Genomic DNA, 24,778 nt, shown 5'->3' with positions numbered 1-24,778 from the left:
TAATGACAATTAGCATAACTACTAAACTATATAGCAAAAAAATGAGGAGATATTCATGATAAAGTACTTAGAATTTGTAGCAAAAGCCTGGGATAAATTCATTGAAGATGACTATTTAGATATTGGACTTAGAGAAGAGATTGCAGCATCATGGCAGAGATGTAAAACATATAATGTGGATTTTATTAATGCAATTGGTGATGATAAAGATAAGATGAAGCTTGCTTCAAAAATTGAGATAAATGAAGATTTGATAAGAGTAGCAAAACCTGTTATGAAAAGTATTTATAGTACCGTTGAGGGTTCAGGTTTTATGATTGTCTTAACAGATAGAGAAGGTTATATAATTGAGATCATTGGCGACGATGAAATACTAGAAAAGGCAAAAAAAATTAATTTTGTTAAAGGGGCCTTTTGGACAGAAAAGGTTATGGGAACTAACGCTATAGGAACAGCAATACACAATAATAAACCACTGCAAACTATGGGTGCAGACCATTACTGTACTAGTCAGCATACATGGACATGTTCCGCAGCACCAATACAAGACGAAGAAGGACAATTAATAGGTTGCATTAATATGTCAGGAGAATATTTAGATGCTCATAGCCATACTTTAGGTGTAGTAACTGAGGCTGCGGAGTCTATAAGAAAACAATTGGCATTGATAATGTCATCTAATCTACTTAACGTTACTTTTGATTCTATAGTAGAAGGGTTAATTGTTTTAGATGAGAAATTTAGAGTAAAAAGAATAAATCAAAGAGCAGAACATATTTTAGGGGAAACAAAAGAAAATATATTAGCAATGAATATAAAAGATACTCTTAAGAATATTGATTTTAGCTATATTGTGGGGGATTATTATAGAGTTTACAACAATATAGAGTGTGATTTTCATGTAAAAAATAGAAAAACTAGATGCATTGTAAATATAGTTCCAATGAAAGAAAATAAAAGATTTATGGGAGTGGTAATTACTTTTAGAGAAGCGAAATATGTACATAAATTAGTAAATAAAGTAGTTGGGTATAGAGCTACTTATAATTTTAGTGATATCATTTATAAAAGTGACAACATGGAAGCACTTATAAATTATGCAAAAAAAGCATCTCAAAGCGATTGTAATATTATTATTGAAGGGGAAAGTGGTACAGGAAAAGAACTGATTTCACAGGCCATACATAATTATAGTAGTAGAGCAAACGGACCTTTTGTTGCAGTTAATTGTGCTTCAATACCAAGGGAATTGGTTGAAAGTGAGTTGTTTGGGTATGATAAAGGAGCTTTTACAGGAGCTGTTAAAGAGGGGCGTCCTGGAAAATTCGAACTTGCAGATGGAGGAACAGTTTTCTTAGATGAACTAGGTGAGCTACCTATTGATATACAAACAAAGCTATTAAGAGTTTTAGATAATAATAAAATTGTGAGAGTTGGCGGAACCTATGAAAAAGAAATAGATGTGAGGATAATAGGAGCAACTAATAAGATTTTAAAAGAGGAGATAAGAAAAAAGAGTTTTAGGGAAGATTTGTTTTATAGAATAAATGTAATAAATTTAAATACTATTCCATTAGTTGAAAGAAAAGAAGATATAGAAGTTTTAGCTCAGCATTTTGTTGGAAAATTAAATGCTAAAAATGTTGGAAGTAATAAAATTATTGAGAAGCAGTATATAGAAAAATTGAAAGAGCATACTTGGCCGGGTAATGTCAGGGAGCTTAGGAATGTTATAGAAAGAGATTATTATTTCAGCGAAGATACTATAGTAAATCATAATTATGAAATGAATAATGAGAAAAAAGACTATAGTGATATTAATGATAGTAATAGTAATGATGATAATAATAATATTAAGAAGAATAATACCAATGTTAATTGTACTTGTAGTGGTGATTTTGATGAGCGACGTTTAAATAATGATTTGGGTAATGATAATGAAATTATTCCGCTAGATATTTTGGAAAAGAATAGTATTATTAAAGCTATTAAATTTTGTGATGGAAATATTATTAGAGCTGCGGCACTACTCAATATTAGTAGGTCAACTATCTATAGAAAATTGAATAAATATAACATAGAGTGTGATTGAAGAAATATTTAAATAAAAAATTAACATAAGAAAAGAAGAAAAGTGTGTCAATATGACAGTTAATAAATTCTAAATCTCATTTTGAGACAAAAATAATGTGTCAAAATGAGATTTTTTTATTTTACAGTAATAAAAGAATTATTATTAAATTAGTAAATCGGTATTTGAGAAAAATTATAATTTGAGTTACAATAGTATCTAAGCACTGAAATTACTTAGATATAGAGGTAAGAGACGGTGCTATTTACCGGTGAATATTAATTTCTAATATCTTTTTTATAAAGTATTTTTAATGAATATATTTTTGGCATGGAGATTGCTATATAGTTTAGTGTGTTAGATAAATAACAAACAAACTAAAATATAATTATGTGGAGGTATTAGATATGAAAGCAGCTTTATGGTATGCAAAAAACGATGTAAGAGTTGAGGAAATAAAAGAGCCAGAGGTAGTAAAAGGGTCAGTTAAGATTAAAGTTAAATGGTGTGGTATTTGTGGTTCAGACCTTCATGAATTTTTAGGAGGACCTATATTTATACCTGTTGGGCAGCCTCATCCGTTAAGTGGAAACAAAGCGCCAGTAGTTTTAGGTCATGAATTTTCTGGAGAAGTAGTAGATGTAGTAGAAGGATCTAAATTTAAAGTTGGAGATAGAGTTGCAGTTGAACCAATAGTTGCTTGTGGAGAATGTCCAGCCTGCAGAGAAGGAAAATATAATTTATGTTCAAGTTTAGGATTCCATGGTCTTTGTGGAAGTGGTGGTGGATTTGCAGAATATACTGTATTCCCAGAAGAATATGTTCATAAGATTCCAGATACTATGTCATATGAAAAAGCTGCTTTAATAGAGCCAATGGCAGTAGCACTTCATTCAATAAGAATGGCTAATTTTAATATGGGAGATACAGCTATAGTATTAGGTTCAGGGCCAATAGGTCTTGCTACAATTGAGTGTTTAAAAGCAGCAGGAGCAAAGCTTGTCGTTGTATTACAAAGAAAATCAGTTAGACAAGAATATGCAAGACGAGCAGGGGCAGATGTAGTTCTTGATCCTAATGAAGTAGATATAGTTGAAGAAGTTAAGAAATTAACAGGTGGAGTAGGAGTAGATGCTTCTTTTGAAACAACAGGAGCTAAAATTGGTTTTGATATAGGTCTTGATAGCATAAAATTTGACGGTACTATGGTTGTTACAAGTATTTGGGAAAACGATATTGAAATAAATCCAAATGCAATAGTATTCTCAGAAAAGAGAATAGTTGGAACAATAGCCTACAGACACGAGTTTCCAGCTACAATAGCGTTAATGAATGATGAAAGAATTAAAGCAGAAGGATATGTTACAAAGAAAGTTCTACTTGATGATATTGTAGAAGAAGGTTTTGGTACATTAACAGGAGCAGATAAGAAAAAGCATGTTAAAATTATAGTAACTCCTGATAAAACACTACTTTAGTATTTATTAAAGCTATATAATTTTCAAATAGTTAATAAATTTAGTTACGCAGGCTCATAATCCTATGGGGTAGAAACTTAGCCGAGGAAATCGCATAGGATGAGAGTCTGCGTAATAAAATTATTATAATAAGAGCATATCTTTAATAAAGGATATGCCTTTTATTTTTATACAAATTATAGTAATATATTCATGAAAAAAGGCCACTATCTAATATAGGAGTGGCCAAAAATTATTCCATATCTAAGAGTATATTCTCATTTTCATTACTAGCTTCAATAAAAACTGTTATAAGTTTTTCAGAATAATCGCCTAAATTAATTTGAATACTTTTTGGGTTAGTTATTGTTATTTTTAATGGATTACTTATAGTGCTAAGAATATCCCAAAGTGCATCAAGGTTACAACCGTAGTAGTTTGGAAAACTAAGTTTTTCTTTTATATATTGATGGGTAGCTTCAATTGATGTCATCATTGTACAGTCTAATATAATTTCTTCCATAATAAATTCCTTTCTTAAAAGAGTGTTTATCTTAGTGATATAATTAAGTAAATTTACTTATATATGAAGCAATTAATATACTGATATGAATTTATCTAATCAGTATAATTGGGTGAAACTTTCATAGTGGTCATCGGTATAGTAAATCAAACCGTCATTAGAATATATAATTCTTTCTGCATTTCTATAGCCACCCTGGTAATTAATATCACATTCATACCATTTGCGGCCGTTTTCTTCTGGCAATAGTTTTTCACGGTTGCCAAAGCTATTTCCGCCTATACTCATGTGGTCAGTTACATCCCAAAGATTGCCTTTGCTATTATCCCAGCCTAAATCATAGGCTTCCTGTTTTGTTAGATAATTTGAAGGTAATTTGTTGTAAGTATGTAGATAGTAAGCAACTTCTTCTTTGGTAGTATATAGGCCATTTTCATCAATGGCGTTATCATCAGTATTGTTAGTAGCACTATCATTAGTATTTTCTTCAGAAGATATAGTTTCATTATTATTTTGATTTGCAGTGGAGTTGTTTGTAATTTCATTGGTGCATCCTGATAAAGTCATTAGGATTGTAAAGACTAAAATAAGTATACTAGATAAAAATTTCTTTGAATTGTTTTTTAACATAAATAATCCTCCTTTAGTTTATAAGATTTCGTTAACTATTTCTCATTTAAAAAAGCTTTATTTAATTTTACCATTGGAAGATTTTAATGACAATTATTATTGACTATTCATAAGATTTTGTAGTGCTGATTTGTGCGTAGTAAAAATTGTTAATTGTATATTGTTTACTTGAGTAAAAAAAATAAAAGGAAAGTAAAGAAAATCATATTATTTAATCGTTTTCATATTTTTATCATAAAAGTTATATGTAATGATAAAAAAATAGTAAAAAAACTAAAAGTTTCAGTAAATATACTTTATTAACTTTAATCATAAATAAATTTATAATGAAATAGAAGAGAAAAGGGTTACACTTTAAAAAAGTGGAACTATTCAAATCAAATCATTTTAGGGGGTAACAATATGAAAAAAATTAGAATTATTGCAATGGTTGCATTATTAGCAACTACTGTAGCATTCACAGGTTGTGGCAACAATGCGGTAACAAACAATGGCAATAGTGCAAACAATGCAAATAATGCAGAAAATGAGGCTACTGCAGATCCAATCAAAATAGTAGCTGCACACAACCAAACAAACACTGATAGTCCATATCAAACAGGTATGTTAGAATTTGAAAAAGTTGCAGAAGCTAATGGCATGTTTGATGTTGACGTACATGCTGGAACAATAGGAACAAGTGAAGAAGAATTAGTTGAAAAATTAAAATTAGGGGCAGCTGACGTTGTATTAGTTTCTCCAGGATTTATGACTAAAACTGGTATTAAAGAAGTAGATTTATTCTCACTACTTTACTTATTTGATAGTTATGAACATTGGGAAAATGTTGTTGATGGTGATGTTGGAGAGGCAATGTCTGATATTATATATGAAAAATCAAATGGAGAATTTAAAGTAATGGGATATTGGACAGCTGCTGTTCGTCATTACTATGGTAAAATACCTCTAAATTCAATTGAAGATGTTAAAGGTTTAAAAATAAGAACTCAAACTTCAGGGGTTGTATCTGATTATTGGTCAAGCTTAGGCGCTATTCCAACATCTGTAGCTTGGGGAGAATTATATCAAGGTTTACAACAAGGTATAGTAGATGCTGCTGAAAATGCTTATCCATATTTAGTTCCAATGGAGCACCATAAAACTGCTAATGGTAAATATTTAACTGAAACAGGTCATGATTATACTACTCGTCTTTTATTAGTAAATGCTAAGAAATTCGATCAGATGACTGAAGAACAAAAAGCTGAATTAATGAAAGCAGCTGAAGCTTCTGTAGCTACTGAAAGACAAGCTATATATGATGAAGAAGAAACATATAAAGAGCAATTGATTGCTGATGGTGGAATAGTAAATGAAATTGATAGAGCTCCATTTATAGAAGCAGCAATACCAATTCAAGATGAACTTGCTGAAGAATTAGGATTAGAAGAATTATTACAAGAGATTAGAGACGCAAAATAATTGTATGAGGGGAGCCATGCTCCCCTTTAAAAATTTGAGGTGATAATATGAAAAAAATAATTGATTTATTAGAGATAATTCAGAAGTATGTGGGCATGGCTTTTTTATCAATATTTATTGTAGTTGTAATAATTCAAATTATAGCAAGATATATAGGAGTATCTGTTTTGTGGACAGAAGAAATAGCGGTATTTTCATTTATATGGGCTGTATTTATGGGAGCAGCAATTATGGTAAGAAAAGAAGAACATTTTAGTTTTGATTTTTTAAAGACGAAATTAACTGGAGTAAAAAAACATATTCTAGATATTATTATTAATATACTTATGCTTGGGTTTTCATTATATATGTTAGTGTACGGAAAAGTGATTATGGTTACATTCTGGAATTATAATTGGTATTCATTACCCGATTTAAAAATGGGATACGTTTGGCTCGTAATTCCACTTACTGGATTTCTTATGAGCATTTATATAATTGAACATTTAGTGAGCAATATTATTGAAATGAGAGGTGAAAAATAATGTTTGCAGTATTATTGGTAATATTATTTATAGGACTTATTATAATCGGAACACCTATAGCTTTTTCTATAGGGATTGTTTCATTGATTGGTATTGCGAACATCGAAAATATTCCAAATCTTATTGTACCATTGAAGATGTTTTATGGACTGAATTCATTTGTATTACTAGCCGTACCATTGTTTATTTTAACTGCAAATCTAATGAATGCCGGAAATATAACAAAGAAATTAATTGACTTATCTAATGCTTTAGTAGGTCATGTTAAAGGTGGACTCGCTCATTCTAATATTTTGGTATCGATGATATTTGCTGGGGTTTCAGGATCATCTACTGCTGATACAGCGGGAGTAGGTAAGATTTTGATACCGAGTATGATTGAAAGTGGATATGATGAGGAAACTGCCGTTGGAGTAACAGCTGCTTCATCAACTATTGGTGGAATAATTCCTCCGAGTATTGTTATGGTTATTTATGGGGGACTTACAAATGCATCAATAGGTAAATTGTTTTTAGGTGGAATGATTCCAGGAATTTTAATCGGACTTGGAATGATGGTTGTAGTAGGTATAATGGCTAAAAAGAAAGATTTCCCTAGATATGATAAGACAGACAGGAAAACTAAAATAAAATTGATTAGAGAATCAATCCCAGCTTTGCTAACGCCAATAATAATAATAGGTGGGGTAGTAACAGGGTGGTATACAGCTACAGAAGCTGCAGCATTTTCATCAGTATATGCGTTTTTAGTAGGTACTTTTTATTATAAAACTATAAAGATAAAAAATATTCCTAAGATTTTAGAAGAAACACTTAAATTAAGTTCTCTATCATTATTTGCATTAGCTACAGCTAGCGCTCTTGGAGAGTTATTAGGGTATTACAAAGTTGGTTCTTATGTGCAAGGGTTCTTTATGAATACTGTTTCATCACCTATAAGCTTTTTGGCAATAGTTATAGTATTCTTCTTGTTTGTAGGAACATTCATGGATGCAATACCTGCAATGATATTATTTGTACCAATAATTTTACCAGCAGCAGTTCTACTTGGGATTTCCAATGTTCACTTAGGAATTATTATAGTAATCACTTTATCTATTGGATTAGTAACACCTCCATATGGTTTATGTTTACTTATTGCAGCTTCAATCGGAAAACTGGGAGTGGAAAGATCTTTTAAAGCAGTTCTGCCATATATAAGTGTTATTTTAGTGGTATTAGTGCTTATTGTTATATTTCCACAATTAGTATTTGTTTAAAGTTCGTTAATTATGTTTTCTGAATTCTGAAGGACTAAGGCCCGTATATTTTTTGAACACTAGTGAAAAATATGCTGGGTCTTCAATGCCTACTTTGATAGCGATTTCATAGGTTTTCATACTACTAAAAGATAGTAAATCTTTTGCTTTTTCTATTCGTATTTTTGCAATTATTTCAGTTAAAGTAGAGCCAGTTTCTTTTTTTATTAAACGACTAAGATAGCTGCTATTTACGTGAGCTAATTCTGCGAGGTCGGTTAATTTTATTTGGTTTTGATAGTTCAATTCAATATATTGCGTTACCTTTTTTATTATGTAATTATCTTGTGAATTTAAATAATACAACCTGTCTACAGTGGATAAGATTACTTTTTTTAAAATATCAATTAAATCACTAATTGAATCACAGTCTAGTATATCAGTATAGGTTCTACTAGAATTCTCTACTATGCCTGATAGATTGATATAGTGATTAATTAAAAGTTTAAAGGAAAGTGAAGAAATTAAAATGCCTACATTTTTGATGTGTTTTATAGGTTGTCTAGATGATTTTAATTTTAAAATAAGAGTGTTCATAGTAGCAATGGCAATATCTGAGTCACCAGATTTTATTGAATCGATAATTTTATCTACATAGTTATGTTCTATAGTTTTATTTAAAGCAGAAGTAGTTGCAGTACATTCGGGATAGGTAAAAATATTATCATCTTCATAGAATCTTAGGGATGAAGATTCTGTTGCCTCTTTGTATGCTATGTGAATTTGATCTAAATTTTGATGTTTACTACTTATACCTAAATAAATTGACAGGTTCATAAAATTACTGAAAAAATCTAGTAATTCCTGACTTTTACTTAAAATAAATTCTGTAGAAGATTCAAAAGTATTTTGTTTTACATTAATTATTGTACAAATGGAGCTGCAATCCATAGTAATATTGTAATGAGTAAGGTCTTTGAATGTCATGAAGACCAATTTCTTGATTTCGTGGAGAATATTTTTTTTGTTTTCTTTAAGGACAATTAATTCATTATATGTATTGGATGAGAATTTGAAGTATAAAATATAATAAGTAGTTAAGTTGATATTTAATTCTTTCATCGTATTTTGAATAGTAGTTTGATTTTGAATAATTTCATGTATATAATCATATAAAAATTTTTCTTGTAAAAGGCTTAAATTATTATTAATTTTATCTTTCATCAATTCTAATTTTTGTGATTTCAATCGTTCTTTAGAGATAATTTTTATAGCCGATTCGATAGCTTCTGTAATTTTATTATTTGAGGATGGTTTTAAAACAAAGTCTACAACATTGTATCTTATAGCTGATTGTGCGTATTCAAAATCTGAGTAACCTGTTAGGAGTATAACTTTAATTTCAGGGAAGTTTTCGTGTATATACTTTGATAATTTTATACCATCCATTCCTGGCATCTTAATATCTGAAATAATAATATCGGGCTTATTACTTTGTATTAGTTCCTTAGCTTCTAGACCATTGGTTGCTTCAGAGGTTACTTTGCAATTTATTGAATCCCATTGTATAAAATTTGTAATCCCTTTTCTAATTATAGGTTCATCATCGACTATCATAATAGAATACATTAATAATCCCCCTTATCTATTGGAATCTTTATAGTTGCTGTTGTACCTTTATCTATTTTGCTTTTTATGGTTAGACCGTAAGTATCTCCATAAAGTAATTTAATCCGTTGATTTATATTTCTAAGGCCTATATGTTTGCGACCGTTTTCATTATTATCAGAGCAATTTGATAAATGAATAGACAAATCTCTCGTATCAAAACCTATACCATTATCAGTAACTACTAAGTATATAAATTTTTCTTCCGAATAAATTTGAATATCTAAATCACCATTACCTAATTTGTTTTCTAGACCATGAACTACTGCATTTTCCACTATAGTTTGGAGAGAAAGTTTTGGTATAAATAAATGGAGCAAATCATTATTTGCAATATTTATATGAATATGTATTTTATCCCCAAAGCGAATGTTTTGTAAATCCAGATAAAAATTTACGTACTTTAATTCCTCTGCTATTTTGATTTTCTCATGATTGCTAAAGGTGAAATTTGATCTTAGTAGCTCTCCTAGAGAGTGTACCATTATAGTGATATTTTCGTTTCCAGACATTTTGGCTTCCCAACTTATAGTTTCTAGTACATTAAAAATAAAATGTGGATTAATTTGAGCTTGTAGCGCTTTTAATTCTGATTCCTTTAGAAGGAGCTGTTTTTTATACACTTCATCAATTAAATTTTGAATTTCGTCAAGCATATTGTTGTAGGTTATACTTACTTGGTCTAATTCCTTATATTTATAATGAGGCATTTTTGATTTGAAGTTTTCATTTTTAACTTTTTTTAAGTGTTCTATTAAATCATTGAAAGGTTTGGTTATGGTAGATGATGCATAAAAACTTATAATTAAAGCTAATAGTATTGTTGCAAGTATTATAAATGTATATTTAGTTATAATGCCTATAGAAGTTATTTCGTTTTTAGGTACCATTATAAATGAAGTCAGACCAAGGTCATCAATCTCCTCGGAGCCTACAAAGTACAATTCGTTATTATATTTAAAGTCTTTAGTGGAATTAACTGCTTTATAAAATGACTTTTCCATTTCGAATTGTGAACCTATTTTTGACCTATCTGTGTGATAAATTATATTTTTATTTTCATCTACGATTAAAGCTATATATTTTTTTTCTTTAAGAGAAGATGTAAAGTTATTATTTAATTCATCTTCATTTATACTAAGAATAAGTTTACCTACCGTTTCTTTTGAGATGAGTGTTTTAATGTCTTTTACAAAATAAAGGGTATTATATTTTTGTGAAGGGAGTATTATTGTTTCTTTGTTTTCCTCATCTTTTAAATTTTTATAGAAATTAATTTGAGCATTTATAAATTCTTCATCAAGTTCATAGTCATGAAGAAGATAAAAAAAGTTATCTTCTTTTTCAAATATGAAGACTGATTTCATTAATCCACTATTCCAACCATAGTCATGAAGAACACTGTATTTTAATTCAGATTCTATGTTTAATTTTGTAAGTGATTTTAAATAGTAAGTTTGTTCTTCTTTGCTGAGGGTTAAGAGGTTTGAGCGTATTTTTTGATTAGATAAAAAAAGATTAAATGAATTATCTATTATTCTATATTTTGAAACTATACTATCTGTAATTTGATGAAGTGGTGCCTCAATTTCTTTACTTAAGTTCTGTGGTAATAAATTGTTATAAACAAAGTAATAAAGGTAACCACCAAAAAGCATTAATGGGAGCATAATAGTTAAGGTGACTAAGAGAATGATTTTATACCTAAAAGAATTTTTTATCCGCATATGAATAATGGTAAAAAAAGATTTCATGTTTATTAAAATATTGGGAATAATGCTTTTTTTGAACATGATATAACCTCATTTCTCATAAGTTTAAAATTTTAATTAATTCGTTATTATAATTATACTATTATTTTTAGGTAAAGTTTATTGTATAATAAATTTATATAAAATGGTAAAGAAATTTATAGAAAAGTAAAATATATTATAGAGATTAGCTGTTTAGGGTTTATAATGATTTTATAGTGAAGATTTCTATAATGGGGGAGTATATATGTTCAGTAAAAAAATAATCTGGATATTAAGTGTAATTTTGTTGTTTTCTCTTGTTGGTTGCAATGGAATACAGGTTAATTATAATTCTTCAGAAAATGATATTGAGATCATACAACCTCAGCAGCAGGAGGAGAAGGCAGAATTTCCTTGTAAACCTATTCAAATAGTAGTTCCGTATGCAGCAGGGGGTGGAACGGATGCTGTTGCTAGAGCAATTGCTGATTCTGCAGAAAAAAAATTTTGTAAGTCTATAGCTATTGTTAATACAATTGGGGAGAGCGGTGAAGAGGGAATATCCGAAGGTATTAAATCAGAGCCGGATGGGTATACAGTAACTATGATTACGTCGGAATTGATTACGTTACCAAACTTAGGACTTGCTAATTTTAGTTATGAAGATTTTATACCAATCCTTCAGCTAAATGCAGACCCAGCAGCTTTAACGGTGAGAGCAGATTCGCCTTGGCAAACTATAGAAGAGTTTTTGCAATATGCAAAATCTCATCCGAATGAAGTGAAAACAGGAAATTCTGGTATGGGAGCTATATGGAATTTGGCTGCAAAAAACATTGAAAATGAAACGCAAGTGCAACTTACTCATGTTCCTTTTGATGGAGGAGCCCCAGCTGCTATAGCTTTACTAGGAGGAGATATTGATGTAGTTACTATAAGTCCTGCTGAAGTAATTTATCATGTTAACAATGATAAATTGAAGATATTAGGAGTTATGGCGGATGAAAGATTAGATAGTTTGCCAGATGTACCAACATTTAAAGAGGAAGGTGTTGATTTATCTATAGGGACTTGGAGAGGACTTGCTGTGCCTAAAGGAACACCGGATGAGGTGGTGAAAATTTTAGAAGATGGATTCACTAAAGCAGCAGAAGACCCTGAATTTAAAGAAATTTTGGAAAAGTTGAACTTAGGATATAAAGTATCTAATTCCAATGATTTTCGAGAAACAATAAAAGAATATGATGAATTTATTAAAGAGTTAGTGAAAAAAATTAATCAATAGATAGTAATATTGCTGCCTTAGAGTGAAATATTATAAGTACCGATGCAACTATCAGAGAATTAGTAGAATTGAAAATATGTATATTAAAAAAAACTGCCTGTGGGCAGTTTTTATTGTTCTAATTTCCAAGATAATCGTTCAATACTTCGGGATCCACAAGAGCAGAAACTTCTTTTAATAATGCCGTTTGTTCTTTAGCTGTCATAGTATCTATAGAATCTAATATTTCATTTTTTGATTGCTCTGTTATTTCGCCTTTTGATAAATCCTCAATAGTTTTATTGCTTATAGTATTATTACAGTGCTTATTAATTGAATTAGCAATTTCAATCCTTGTTGTATCCTCTATTCTATCATCTTGTGTAGCTATATCTAAACTAGTGGATACTGCTTCCGTAACTACTTCGTTAGGTATATCAAAGAAAATATTCAAAGAATCATCTTCTAGAGAAATATTGGTAATATCAATTAAAGAAGAAGTTTCTGCATTAGCTAATTCTGATAAATGCATTATGAACTTCCCATCTTCATTAATCATTTGTGAAGTGTCAATATTAAAATTATCTAAAATACCATATACTTTATCAGGAGATATAGAGAGCCTTCCTAAATAGAATTTTGAAGGAGTTATTATTAAATTATCTTCTACAACTTCTATTGAAGCCACACCTTTAAAACCTACTTTGAAAATACTATATTGGATATTTGCATAAAATTCTATTTTATCGTTTTCAATATTTAAATCTATACCAGTAATATAATCTAAAGCTTCACCTGCCTCTTGTACTACATTTTCTTTTAAAATATTAGTAAGGTCATCTTCTCCTAAAGAAATATTTCCGTTGAATTCTAAGACTTCGTCACTCATTTTTTGTTCTAAATTGATTGAAGTGTAGTCAAGGTCTAGTTTTTCTGTAGGTCTTGCAAGTAATATGGTAGAAATAGGTATTAGAAAAATTACTACAACTACTATAAGTATAATTTTTTTGATAGATTTATTATTTTTCATCAAAAAACCCCCCCCTGTATTTTCTCTATTTTACCTTATTATAGTCAAAAAAAGCAAATGATTCATAAAATTCTGAGGATAAACTCTCTATTTATTAAAAATATAATTTAAAAAAGTAAAATCCTATACTTTAGTATAATAAAAAAATGCTTTAAATCCTGTTGGAGGCTGGTTCTGATATAGTATCAATATTTTGGAATTTTATAATGAGCATTATATCTTAGAATATGCTAAAACAGACAATTAAATAACATAAAAAGTTTTGAAATCGGTCAGTTGTAATCGTGGTTTCCAAGTAAAACTCTATTACAATTGAAATTGAATGTTCAATTAAATGAGATTTTAAGTTGGAAAATATCGATTATAATTGTCTATAATAAATGATATAATTTTATAAGTTGTGTATTATGAGTAAAAAATGATAAATACATAGAAAAAGTTAGCATTATTGAGTAAATCATAGAAAAATATACTAATGGTTTCGTTTTCAAGACAAAACCAGGGTGTCAGTAATTGAATAATATTTGAACCTATGGTATCATTTATTTGACACATAAAGTATCAAATAAATGATACTTTATGATTGATCGGAAAAATAAAAAAATAGGAGGTTTTATATTATGGAAATAAGATATGCATCACATCCAGAGGATTCAAAAAAATATGATACTACGGAGTTAAGAGAAAAGTATTTAATTGAGGGTCTTTTTGTAAAAGGTGAAATTAAAATGGTATACAGTCATATTGATAGAATTATAGCTGGTAGTGTTTGTCCTACAGAAGAAGCACTTACTATAGAAGCTAACAAAGAGATTGGTGCCGATTATTTCTTGGAAAGAAGAGAGCTTGGAGTTATCAATATAGGTGCCGCTGGAGCTGTATATTTAGATGGAGAAAAGTTTGAAATGGAAGCTAGAGATGGATTATATGTAGGTATGGGAATTAAAGAAGTTAAATTTGAAAGTAAAGATCCTTTAAATCCTGCTAAGTTTTATATAAATAGTGCACCAGCACATACTAAATATCCAACTGTGAAAATAGAATTTAGCAAAGCTAACCCAGTTAGTTTAGGATCTTTAGAACAATCAAATAAAAGAACTATTTATCAATATGTTCATCCAGCTGTTTGTGAAAGTTGCCAATTATTAATGGGAATGACTATGCTTGAACCTAATAATGTTTGGAATACAATGCCTTGTCATACTCATGATAGAAGAATGGAAGTTTATTTATACTTTGATATGGATGAAGAAGCTACAGTATTCCACATGATGGGTGAACCAAAAGAAACAAGACATATTGTAATGAGAAACGAACAAGCAGTAATTTCACCAAGCTGGTCAATCCACTCAGGAGTAGGAACTAAGAATTATACATTTATTTGGGGAATGGTTGGAGAAAATCAAGTGTTCAAGGATATGGACCAAGTTGAGATGAAAGATTTATTTTAAAAAATTTATTAAAAAAGGAGATATAATATGGATCATTCATTAAATAGTTTTTCAATGGATTATTTTTCACTAAAAGGCAAGGTTGCTGTAGTTACAGGTGGAAATACTGGACTAGGTCAAGGATATGTAGTTGCTTTAGCTAAGGCTGGCGCAGATTTATTTGTACCTACTTATGATACTAATTGGGATGAAACAAGAGAATTAGTAGAAAAAGAAGGTAGAAAAATCGAGTTTATTCAAGTGGATTTGAGTAAAAGAGAAGATGTAACAGCTGTAGTTGAAAAATGTATGGAAGTTTACGGAAAAATTGATATATTAGTTAATAATGCAGGAACAATTAGAAGAGCGCCACTTTTAGAATATAAAGATGAAGACTGGAAAGCTGTAATGGATATTAATTTAAATGCTGTATATTTCTTGTCTCAAGATGTTGCAAAAGTTATGGTGAAACAAGGTAATGGTAAGATAGTTAATATAGCATCTATGTTATCTTTCCAAGGTGGTAAATTTGTACCAGCATATACAGCAAGTAAACACGGAGTTGCTGGTATTACTAAAGCATTTGCTAATGAATTAGCTTGTGAAAATATTCAAATAAATGCAATTGCACCAGGATATATTGCAACTGCAAATACTGCTCCTATAAGGGCAGATGAAAAGAGAAATGCTGAAATTTTAGGAAGAATTCCTGCAAATAGATGGGGGTACCCAGCAGATTTAATGGGAATAGTTGTTTTCTTAGCTTCTAAAGGTTCAGATTATATGAATGGACATATTCTTGCAATTGACGGTGGTTGGTTAGTAAGATAATTGCTAAGAGGCTTGATCGCTAGGGTTTATCATTGATTAGAATATAGAATTATGATATATTATAATGAGAACAAAGTTTCATTAAATTGATACTTTGTTCTCATTGTTTTTTTATTGGCACTAGGGGGTATAAATATGGCGACTATTGAAGAGGTAGTTAAAGAATCTGGGATATCAAGAAGTACAGTTTTTAGATTCTTAAATGGACAGAATGTAAGAGAAGATAGTAAAAATAAAATAATTGAAGCTATGAAAAAGCTTAATTATAAGACGGATGAACTTAGAAAATATGATAATTTGCATATAGAAATAAGCCTTTACCAAGATTACTATGATTTTCAGGGGTTTGCAGAAATTGTAAATGGAATAACTGAATATGCTGAAGAAACAGGAATAAGAGTGTATTTAACTAGAAGATCAGGGGAACAAATAGATAAATATTATGCAAATATAAATGATGGCACCAAGGTTGATGGAGTTTTAATAGTAGGTAAAAATAAAATTGATGAAATAAAAGAATCGAAACTTTTGAGTGAAAGAAATATTCCTCATATTTTTGTAAATAGAAAAATAGATGAGGATAATATAAGCTATGTTGCTGCAGATGTGGAGATGGGAGCTTATGAAATTATTAATTACCTTATTGGACTTGGACATAAGGATATTCTGGTTTCCGGTAATCCAGATGAACTTTTAATAGACGAGCAAAAAATGAATGGTTATAAAAAAGCATTAGAGGATAATGGGATAGAATTCAAAAGAGAGTTATATATGAAAACAAATAAAAATAACTTAGAAGATGACCTGAGAAAAGTATTTGAGAAGGAAAAGATACCAACAGCTTTCTTTGGAATATGTGATAATGATGCTATAAAATTCATGAACGTTGCTACAAGTTATGGATACAAAATCCCAAAAGATATATCAATTGTTGGGATGGATAATATTAATATGGCAACTTACATTAACCCCTCATTAACAACAATAGATATTCCTTTTAAAAACATGGGTATATTGGCAATGGAGCAGCTGATGAAGCTGATTAGTGAAAATATAACTTCTATAAAAATGATTACTGGACATAAAATTATTGAAAGAGATTCTTGTAGGAAAATAAAATAAATTGTTTTAAATTAAATGATAAAAATTCAGAGTACACAAACTAGTGCTCTGAATTTTTTTATTACATATTTTAGTTTTAGAAAGCAATGAATTCAAAAGATATGTAAACGATAAACCCACTGGAATTTATGCCTTTATAGATGAAATTATGCTATATAAAATAATAAAATGCTATTTCACAAAAAAGGGTAGTACAAAAGAGTAAAAGTAAGCTAAAAAGTGAAGTCGTTAACAATTTTGTGTAGTGTATTCTACACTTAAAAAAGGTAAAATTAACTTATCAAATGAACAGAGGGGGATTTTAAATGAAAAGGATTACTAGTATTATTTTGATTTGTCTTTTAGGGCTAGGTTGTTTAGCAGGATGTGGAAACAAAGCGGTTAATAATAATGCAAATGAAGCAGAGGCGAATGCAGAAGAGGCAACTGCAGATCCAGCACCACAAGAAGAAATTATTATGAAAATAGGACATGCTCAACCAACTACTACACCAAGACATAAATCATTATTGAAATTCAAAGAACTTGTAGAAGAAAAATCAAACAATGTAGTTAAAGTAGAAATATATCCATCAGCTCAACTTGGTACAGAGGCAGAAATGATTGAGCAAATGAAATTAGGAACTATACAAGGTGTTCGTGCAGGTGTAATCGATGCAATTGCTCCTGAAATGTTAATTTATACAATGCCATTCTTATTTGAAGATATAGATGGGTTCCAAAAGGTAGCATCTGGTTCAATAGGTGAAAAAATAGCAAAATATGCTGAAGTAAATAATATCAAAGTTTTAGCAACTGGTGATGCAGGTGGATTTAGACAGATTTCAAATAATGAACATCCTATTACTTCACCAGAAGATATGAAAGGATTAAAGATGCGTACTCCTCCAATAGATTCAATAACAAAAACTATGGAAGCACTTGGAGCGAACCCAGTATCTATTCCTTATGTAGAAACATATATGGGACTTAAAACAGGCGTTGCAGATGGACAAGAAAATCCTTTTGTCAATATTGAATCTATGAAATTTAATGAAGTACAAAAATATTTAACAGTTATCAATTATCAAGTTCATCCAGATCCATTTGATGTAAATTTAGAGTGGTTTGAAAGTTTAGATCCAGAAATACAAACTATAATAGCAGAGTGTGCTGAAGAATCTATGAGATATAGTGATCAATTAATGACAGAGGGTAATACAGAAGCTTATGAAAAAATAAAAAATACTATGGAAATAACAGAACTTACTGCAGATGAAAGACAAGTATTTATTGATAAAGTACAACCAGTATATGATTATTATATTGGCGAAGGCTTGTTCACAATGGACGATATTGATGAAATAAGAGAAGCTACAAAATAGTATTCATCTAGAAAAAAAGATGTTGCTTTGCAACATCTTTTTTTAAAACTCAAAAAGGAGGGTAAACATGAAAAAAGTATTGAATATATTAAAGTTTATAATTGAAAAATTATGTATTTTTATGATGGGATCGTTAGCTATTCTTATTATTCTATCAGTTATTTTAAGATATGTATTTAATATTTCATTTATTTGGGCAGAAGAATTTATTACAATGTTATTTATTGCAACAACTTATTATGGAATTATTATTGGAACTATTGAAGATCAGCATATTAAAATTGATTTTATACATGAAATTGCACCCACCGTGGTAAAAAAGATATTATATACATTATCATCAGTCATTGTTGTATCTATTCAAGTTTTGATTATAAAATATAGTGTAATGTGGATTAATCAGGTAGGGTATCAAAAGACGCCAGGTATGCAAATACCCTATAAGTTTTTTTATATAATGATGCCAATTAGTTGTGGGTTTGTTGCCCTTTTTGAAGTCGTAAAATTAATAAATGAACTAATGAATAAACAGGAGGTGAAAGCATGAGTGGAATAATATTATTGGTATTATTAATTATATTTGCATTAATAGGGGTTCCTCTTTGTTATGCACTTGGTGCTTCTGCTATTAGCTATTTGATATTCGTTAATCCGGATTTTTTAGCCATGGTACCTCAAAGAGTTTGGGCAGGAACTAATTCTTATGTTATGGTAGCTTTGCCACTTTTTATTCTTGCAGGTGAGCTCATGAATAGAGGTGGAATTACAGATAGAATTATTAATTTTTCTCTTTATTTAGTTCGACCATTTAGGGGGGGACTAGGAGAAGTTAATGTTGTTGCAAGCATGATATTTGGAGGTATTTCTGGTTCTTCAGTTGCAGATACATCAGCTATTGGTTCTATATTAATACCTCAAATGGAAAAGAAGGGTTATCCAAAAGGATTTGCAACAGGAGTTACAGTTGCTTCATCTACTATGGGGATGATTATTCCACCAAGTGTGCCTATGCTAACATATGCAATGGTATCGGGTGCTTCTGTAGGTGATTTATTCTTAGCGGGTTTAATACCAGGTGTTTTAATTGGATTATCACAGATGACTGTTGTTTATATGATTTCTAAAAAGAAAAAATACCACCCTGAGTTTGGGAAATTTGACAGAAAAGATTTTAAACGTAAAACTAAAGATGGTATGCTAGCAATTCTTATGCCTTTAGTTATTATTATCACAGTTTCTTTTGGTATTGCAACTGCCTCTGAATCAGCAGGTATTGCGGTATTATATTCTTTAGTGATTGGTTTCTTTGTATATAAGGAATTGGATTTAAAAAGTATTCCTAAGGTTTTGAAGAATACTTTTGTTGCATCTAGTTCGGTTATGATAATAATAGGATTTTCTATGATTTTTGGTTGGATTATGGCAATTGAGCAAATCCCAACTTTTGTAGCTAATTTCTTTATGAGTTTAGAAATCAATCGTATATTTATACTACTAATATTAGATGCAATTATCTTATTTATTGGAACATTTATGGATGTAACACCAGCTTTAACTCTATTAACACCAATATTATTACCTGTAATGAGAGCTTTTGGAATAGACGAATTACAATTTGGAGCTATTATGATTACTGGACTTGCTATTGGACTTGTTACACCACCACTAGGAATGTGTTTGAATGCTGCTAATAAAATTTCAGGGATGTCTATTAGTAAAATATTTAAAAGTGCACTGCCTTTTGTTATATGTAATGTGGTTATTTTACTTTTAGCAACATTTATACCAGAAGTATCTATATGGCTACCTAGTGTGTTTTAAAGTAATGTATAATCCATAATTGGGCAAGATTTCGTAAAACTATTTGTAAATTTAATTATAAAATTAAATTATACTTTGTATAACAAAATATACTACAGTTACAAAAAAAGTGATTTTCTTTGAGAATCACTTTTTCATTGCAATAAAATAGATATAGGAAAACTTAAATATTTTGACAGTGAAAAGTATTTCTTGATAGAATAAAATTGGGAGAATGTACAATGCATAATTGTGAATGATTTTCTTCCCATTGGTCAGAAAATCTTTAATTAATTAAAAGATAAGAAGGTGTGTTATGAAGGATAAAAAAGGAACTTTTATAGGAATTATAGTAGGATTAATTTGTGTAAGTATACTGATTTTTGTTCTTTTAGATAAAAAGGAGGAAATACAAGAAGAGCCAAGAATTGCATTGAGATTTGCAGAGCTAGATTCAGAGGTATATCCTACAACTAAAGTAGATAAAGCATTTTCAGAATTTGTAAATGAAATGAGTGATGGACACCTTCAAATTATAATATATGATTCGGGTAAATTGGGAGATGAAAGAAGTATAATTGAACAGGTTAAGTTTGGTGGGATTGATATGGCTAGAGTTAGCCTCGACAATATGGTTGAATATTTAAACGATTACGAAAATATTCCAGTACCACTAATTTTTGATGATGAATCTTATGATTCAAAAATAGAAAAAATTGAAACTCAGCTATTCCTTCAAATGATAGAAAAAAATCTTGTTCCTTTATTTTGGATTAAGGAAGAGAATAGAGGGATTTGTAGCAAATATAGATATTTAGAATTAGAATCATTAATAAATAATAAGAAAATAAGAGTAGGTAGTTCCCAAATTATGATTGATCTATACTCACAATTAGATGCTCAGCCAGTTACTATGAATGAAATAGATGTATACCAGGGACTTCAGACAGATTATGTTGAATTATTAGAAGATGGCCTATTTTCATACTATTATGAACGATATTTTGAGCAGGCACCATATTTTGTTGAGACAAATTATAGTATTCCTTCTATAGTTTTTGTTGGACGAACTACTTACAATGAATTTAGTTATGAAATAAAAGAATTAATTAGGCAAGCAGCAGAAAAAACAGAGATAGAACAAAAAAATATATATGAAAAAAATTATGAAGAGTTACTAAATAAAATAGAAAAGGAAAATATATTTAGGATAAAGTTGACCAAGGAAGAAAAAGAGAAAATTAAAAAAACAGCAACAGAGATTTATAAGAAAAGTGGAGAATAAATAAAGTTTTATAGTATAAATTCTATGGATGAAAGGAGAACAGATGAAAAAAAAGATATTGTATTGGATAGGGAGTCGTCCATTAAAAAAGAAATTACTATTTGTTTTTACATTCACAATTTTATCCATTGGAGTAATGAGTTTTTTTTCTTTAAATAGCGTTTTCCATTATATTAATGATACAAATCAGCAAAATAAACGATATATAAATATTAGTAATACACAAAAGGAAATTAATAATAATACTTATCTATTAAAGAAATATTTAGATGAAGGGATTGAAAGTGACCTACAAAAATTTAATCAAAGCGTAGATGAAATTCAATCTCTTTTCGATGAAGAATTTGAAAATGAAGAATCTATGGATAGTTATTTGCTTAGAAGAGCAATTAACAAAGCCTTTTGGTCTTATTATGATGAAGGAATAAATGCCATTAGATTAAAAAGCAAAGGAGATTCGGATTATTATACTTATTTTTATAAAGCTAAAAGAATATATCAGTATTTAGACGAGTATATTAATCAATATATGGAGCTGAGTTTAAAAGAAGGGAATCAACGTGTAATTGGAAGTATAGAAAAAGCAAACAATATGAGGGTTTATACTTTTGTGGGTATTGGTGGGATTTCCATTTTATGTTTATTATTTAGTATTTTTTTCTCTAATTATGTAACTAAGTATATAAAACAATTGTTAACTCATACAATTCAAATTGCCAAAGGAAACTTGGAGATAGAAGGAGAAGTTAGCTCTTATGGTGATGAAGTTGGACAGCTTACAAGAAGTTTTAATATGATGTCTAGAAGTATGAAAGAAAAAATTGATGATTTGAATAATAAGGCAGATATAGAAAAAAGGCTCCATGAAGAAGAACTCAAAAACATGGAAATGAAAGAGCTTGTCAGAGAAGCTGATTTTTTATCCTTGCAATCTCAGATAAACCCACATTTTTTATTTAATACGTTAAATAATATTGGAAGGACTGCTATGTTTGAAGAAGCAGAGCAAACTATGGAATTGATTCAAGCTTTAGCAGAATTATTCAGGTATACACTCCAACAAAATACAAAATGTACAACATTAGATAAAGAAGTGGAAATGATAGAGAAATATTTTTATATCCAAAAATATAGGTTTAAAGAAAGGTTGAAGTATGAAATAGATATAAAAGATCTTTCAGTAAAGGAAATAAAAACACCAGCTTTTCTTCTTCAACCTATTGTAGAAAATGCCATCTCTCACGGGTTAGAAGAAAAAGAAGAAGGAGGTAATATAAAGATTATAATAAGAATGAGAAATGAAGTTGTATGGATTATTGTTAAAGACGATGGGGTTGGGATGGACCAAAGTCAAATAGATAAATTAATGAGCGATGAAAACCAAAAGGAACCGGGAAGGAGAAAAAGTATAGGTATCCATAATGTTAAAAATAGAATTAGGTTATTCAATAAAGGTAGAGAAGGATTTTTGATTAGAAGTCATGTGAATAAAGGAACAATGGTGCTTATGAAAATTAGACAATAAGAAACTTATTTTTTAAAATAAGAGTGTATTGTCCATTGTTCTTCTCTTAGCTAGCTAATACTATTTCTATAAGCTAAAGGGGTTATTCCTTCGACACGTTTGAATACCCTATTAAAATAATTTGGGTCTTTATAGCCTATAAGAAAAGTAATTTCTTTGATGCTTTTTTTAGAAGAGTGTAGAAGATGTTTTGCTTGTTTTATTCTGATGATTGTTAAATATTCAATGAAGTTCATATTTTTTTCTGCTTTAAATAACTTAGACAAATAATGTCCACTTAGGCCAACTTTATCGGCACAAGTGTTAAGTGATATATCTTCCATATAATGCTCTTGGATGAAAAGACATAGTTCATCCACTAGAGTGTTTTTATTTTGTTTTTTTATTAAGGTTATATTGTTAAGTAAATGTGTTAGATTGTTTTTAAGATAAGTTCGCATGGTTTCTTTATTTTCAATAGACCAAAGATTTTTAATAAGATGATTATTGACTGAAAAATTTGTATTTAGTTCGTGGTCTACAGTTTTATAAACAATAAGCAGTAGAGAATAGATTTTTTCTAATTTTAAAGTTCTATCTTCAAAATTACTACAAATCCAATCTAATATTTCTAAAGCTAAAGGGATAACTTTTTTTTCGTCAGCTAATAAAATTTGTTCGCACAATTTTTTTTCTTGATCTAATGGATAATGTAAATAGGATGAATGTAATTCAATGCTGTCATAATATGTTATTAATTCGTTTTTATTGGTATAGTTCAATGCTATACGAGCCTCTTGAAAACTAGTAGTAATTTGGCTAAGGGCTTTAAAAGGATTACTTACCCCAATGCAAGCGGTTAGTAAATAATTATTATAAATAAAGGTTTGTAAGTTCTTTAAAATATTTTGAGTGTATATATTGTGATAATAGTCAGCTTCTGACAAAATCAATACATATATACAATTATTTATTGGATGACCTAAAATATAATGGAATTTTGTGCCAAGGAGTTCTTTTGATTTTCTCAATATTTTTTTAAAAATGATTTTGGTCTGTAATTTAGAATTAGACTTATCTAGAATGATTTCATTCAAGTCTATAATTGAACAGAAACCTTCAGTTATAGGAATATCAAGTACACTAAAGTACTCTTTGATTTGATCTTCATCAATATTATTAAAGGCAATATAAGATATTAATTCTTCTTCAAAATAACAAGATATTTGCTGATATTTGAGTTTTGTTGTTTGAAAATTCTTGTTTATTAATTCATCTTTTTCTATTTTTTCTAGCAGCATAGAAATGGTTTTTAAATAGTTATCTTTAGATACAGGTTTGACAATAAAGTCTTCGGCACCAAGTCTTAAAGCGTGTTGTGCATAATCAAAAGATGCAAAGGCTGTAAGAAACAAAATTCTAGTTCTAGGAAGCATTTTTTTGATTTCTTTTGCGGCATCAATTCCGTTTATCCCAGGCATTTTAACATCCATAACAATAATATCAGGGTGGAAAGAAGACGCTACATTTATTGCTTGTTTTCCATTGTAAGCTGTTTCAATATGCTTAATTGGAAGATTACTATGTTTGGTAATGTGTGTAAGTGCTTCTGTTTCTATAATTTCATCATCTACAATTAATAATTTATACATAATAACTCCTCCAAATTGTAAAAATACATATATTTCTAGTTATATTATAAAAGATAATAGGAAGGTCTGCAAGCAAATTAGGTTCTAAGGCAAATCTAAAAAACAAATAAATACTTGAATTATTACAGGATTAGAAGGATAATAAGCAGAGTAGAATAACAGCTTGTATAGAGCTTTAACTTGTGGAGGTA

At 29.4% G+C, this 24,778-nt stretch carries 20 protein-coding genes; 14 read left to right on the top strand and 6 right to left on the bottom strand.

Annotated elements, in window-relative coordinates; genetic code table 11:
* Nucleotides 1-55 precede the first annotated feature (55 nt).
* The gene (locus ACVHXK_RS03670; RefSeq protein WP_461205007.1) at nucleotides 56-2,092 is read left to right on the top strand and encodes a sigma-54-dependent Fis family transcriptional regulator; all 2,037 of its coding nucleotides are present in this window, start codon (nucleotides 56-58) and stop codon (nucleotides 2,090-2,092) included.
* A 386-nt stretch (nucleotides 2,093-2,478) separates the two neighbouring features.
* Nucleotides 2,479-3,549: a 2,3-butanediol dehydrogenase gene (locus ACVHXK_RS03665; RefSeq protein ID WP_461205006.1), complete on the top strand. Its 1,071-nt coding sequence runs from the start codon at nucleotides 2,479-2,481 to the stop codon at nucleotides 3,547-3,549.
* Between the two features lie 232 nt (nucleotides 3,550-3,781).
* On the opposite strand, the gene ACVHXK_RS03660 is transcribed toward ACVHXK_RS03665, so the two are convergent.
* A complete protein-coding gene (locus tag ACVHXK_RS03660; protein WP_461205005.1) occupies nucleotides 3,782-4,051 on the bottom strand; it encodes a barstar family protein in 270 nt (89 codons plus the stop codon).
* Between the two features lie 99 nt (nucleotides 4,052-4,150).
* Nucleotides 4,151-4,681 (bottom strand): ribonuclease domain-containing protein, encoded by a 531-nt coding sequence (locus ACVHXK_RS03655; protein ID WP_461205004.1) that lies wholly within the window; start codon nucleotides 4,679-4,681, stop codon nucleotides 4,151-4,153.
* Nucleotides 4,682-5,083: 402 nt separating this feature from the next.
* Here ACVHXK_RS03655 and ACVHXK_RS03650 point away from each other — a divergent pair, with 402 nt between their 5' ends.
* Genes ACVHXK_RS03650 through ACVHXK_RS03640 form a run of 3 tightly spaced genes read left to right on the top strand, consistent with a single transcriptional unit; the run spans nucleotide 5,084 to nucleotide 7,925 of the window.
* Nucleotides 5,084-6,142, top strand: a complete 1,059-nt coding sequence (locus ACVHXK_RS03650) for a TRAP transporter substrate-binding protein (protein ID WP_461205003.1) — start codon at nucleotides 5,084-5,086, stop codon at nucleotides 6,140-6,142.
* A gap of 47 nt (nucleotides 6,143-6,189) precedes the next feature.
* Nucleotides 6,190-6,666 (top strand): TRAP transporter small permease, encoded by a 477-nt coding sequence (locus ACVHXK_RS03645; protein WP_461205002.1) that lies wholly within the window; start codon nucleotides 6,190-6,192, stop codon nucleotides 6,664-6,666.
* Nucleotides 6,666-7,925, top strand: a complete 1,260-nt coding sequence (locus ACVHXK_RS03640) for a TRAP transporter large permease (RefSeq protein ID WP_461205001.1) — start codon at nucleotides 6,666-6,668, stop codon at nucleotides 7,923-7,925. The genes ACVHXK_RS03645 and ACVHXK_RS03640 overlap by 1 nt, the downstream gene beginning before the upstream one ends.
* 6 nt (nucleotides 7,926-7,931) lie before the next feature.
* Here the strand turns inward: ACVHXK_RS03640 and ACVHXK_RS03635 are convergent, their stop codons facing one another.
* Complete coding sequence (locus tag ACVHXK_RS03635; RefSeq protein WP_461205000.1) at nucleotides 7,932-9,533, bottom strand: response regulator transcription factor; 1,602 nt, start codon at nucleotides 9,531-9,533, stop codon at nucleotides 7,932-7,934.
* Complete coding sequence (locus tag ACVHXK_RS03630) at nucleotides 9,533-11,365, bottom strand: sensor histidine kinase (protein WP_461204999.1); 1,833 nt, start codon at nucleotides 11,363-11,365, stop codon at nucleotides 9,533-9,535. The genes ACVHXK_RS03635 and ACVHXK_RS03630 overlap by 1 nt, the downstream gene beginning before the upstream one ends.
* Nucleotides 11,366-11,570: 205 nt before the next feature.
* On the opposite strand from ACVHXK_RS03630, the gene ACVHXK_RS03625 reads away from it, so the two are divergent.
* Complete coding sequence (locus tag ACVHXK_RS03625) at nucleotides 11,571-12,590, top strand: tripartite tricarboxylate transporter substrate binding protein (protein WP_461204998.1); 1,020 nt, start codon at nucleotides 11,571-11,573, stop codon at nucleotides 12,588-12,590.
* Between the two features lie 118 nt (nucleotides 12,591-12,708).
* Here the strand turns inward: ACVHXK_RS03625 and ACVHXK_RS03620 are convergent, their stop codons facing one another.
* A complete protein-coding gene (locus ACVHXK_RS03620; protein WP_461204997.1) occupies nucleotides 12,709-13,599 on the bottom strand; it encodes a hypothetical protein in 891 nt (296 codons plus the stop codon).
* A gap of 620 nt (nucleotides 13,600-14,219) precedes the next feature.
* Between ACVHXK_RS03620 and kduI the strand changes: the two genes are divergently transcribed.
* The 8 genes from kduI (at nucleotide 14,220) to ACVHXK_RS03580 (ending at nucleotide 22,956) form a co-directional block, all read left to right on the top strand.
* Nucleotides 14,220-15,050: a 5-dehydro-4-deoxy-D-glucuronate isomerase gene (kduI, locus tag ACVHXK_RS03615; RefSeq protein ID WP_461204996.1), complete on the top strand. Its 831-nt coding sequence runs from the start codon at nucleotides 14,220-14,222 to the stop codon at nucleotides 15,048-15,050.
* Between the two features lie 27 nt (nucleotides 15,051-15,077).
* The gene (gene kduD / locus ACVHXK_RS03610; protein WP_461204995.1) at nucleotides 15,078-15,860 is read left to right on the top strand and encodes a 2-dehydro-3-deoxy-D-gluconate 5-dehydrogenase KduD; all 783 of its coding nucleotides are present in this window, start codon (nucleotides 15,078-15,080) and stop codon (nucleotides 15,858-15,860) included.
* A 135-nt stretch (nucleotides 15,861-15,995) separates the two neighbouring features.
* Complete coding sequence (locus ACVHXK_RS03605; protein WP_461204994.1) at nucleotides 15,996-16,982, top strand: LacI family DNA-binding transcriptional regulator; 987 nt, start codon at nucleotides 15,996-15,998, stop codon at nucleotides 16,980-16,982.
* Nucleotides 16,983-17,287: 305 nt separating this feature from the next.
* Nucleotides 17,288-18,346 (top strand): TRAP transporter substrate-binding protein, encoded by a 1,059-nt coding sequence (locus ACVHXK_RS03600; RefSeq protein ID WP_461204993.1) that lies wholly within the window; start codon nucleotides 17,288-17,290, stop codon nucleotides 18,344-18,346.
* Nucleotides 18,347-18,413: 67 nt separating this feature from the next.
* Complete coding sequence (locus ACVHXK_RS03595; RefSeq protein ID WP_461204992.1) at nucleotides 18,414-18,893, top strand: TRAP transporter small permease; 480 nt, start codon at nucleotides 18,414-18,416, stop codon at nucleotides 18,891-18,893.
* Nucleotides 18,890-20,167: a TRAP transporter large permease gene (locus ACVHXK_RS03590; RefSeq protein ID WP_461204991.1), complete on the top strand. Its 1,278-nt coding sequence runs from the start codon at nucleotides 18,890-18,892 to the stop codon at nucleotides 20,165-20,167. Before ACVHXK_RS03595 ends, ACVHXK_RS03590 begins: the two co-directional genes overlap by 4 nt.
* A 295-nt stretch (nucleotides 20,168-20,462) precedes the next feature.
* A complete protein-coding gene (gene dctP, locus ACVHXK_RS03585) occupies nucleotides 20,463-21,431 on the top strand; it encodes a TRAP transporter substrate-binding protein DctP (protein WP_461204990.1) in 969 nt (322 codons plus the stop codon).
* 43 nt (nucleotides 21,432-21,474) lie between these two features.
* Nucleotides 21,475-22,956 (top strand): sensor histidine kinase, encoded by a 1,482-nt coding sequence (locus ACVHXK_RS03580; RefSeq protein WP_461204989.1) that lies wholly within the window; start codon nucleotides 21,475-21,477, stop codon nucleotides 22,954-22,956.
* Nucleotides 22,957-23,006: 50 nt separating this feature from the next.
* On the opposite strand, the gene ACVHXK_RS03575 is transcribed toward ACVHXK_RS03580, so the two are convergent.
* The gene (locus ACVHXK_RS03575) at nucleotides 23,007-24,587 is read right to left on the bottom strand and encodes a response regulator (protein ID WP_461204988.1); all 1,581 of its coding nucleotides are present in this window, start codon (nucleotides 24,585-24,587) and stop codon (nucleotides 23,007-23,009) included.
* Nucleotides 24,588-24,778: the final 191 nt, after the last annotated feature.

It is taken from the genome of Clostridium sp. DL1XJH146 (assembly GCF_054819755.1).
Note: the sequence above shows the minus strand (reverse complement) of the source record. Positions and strands in the feature narration are given on the sequence as shown.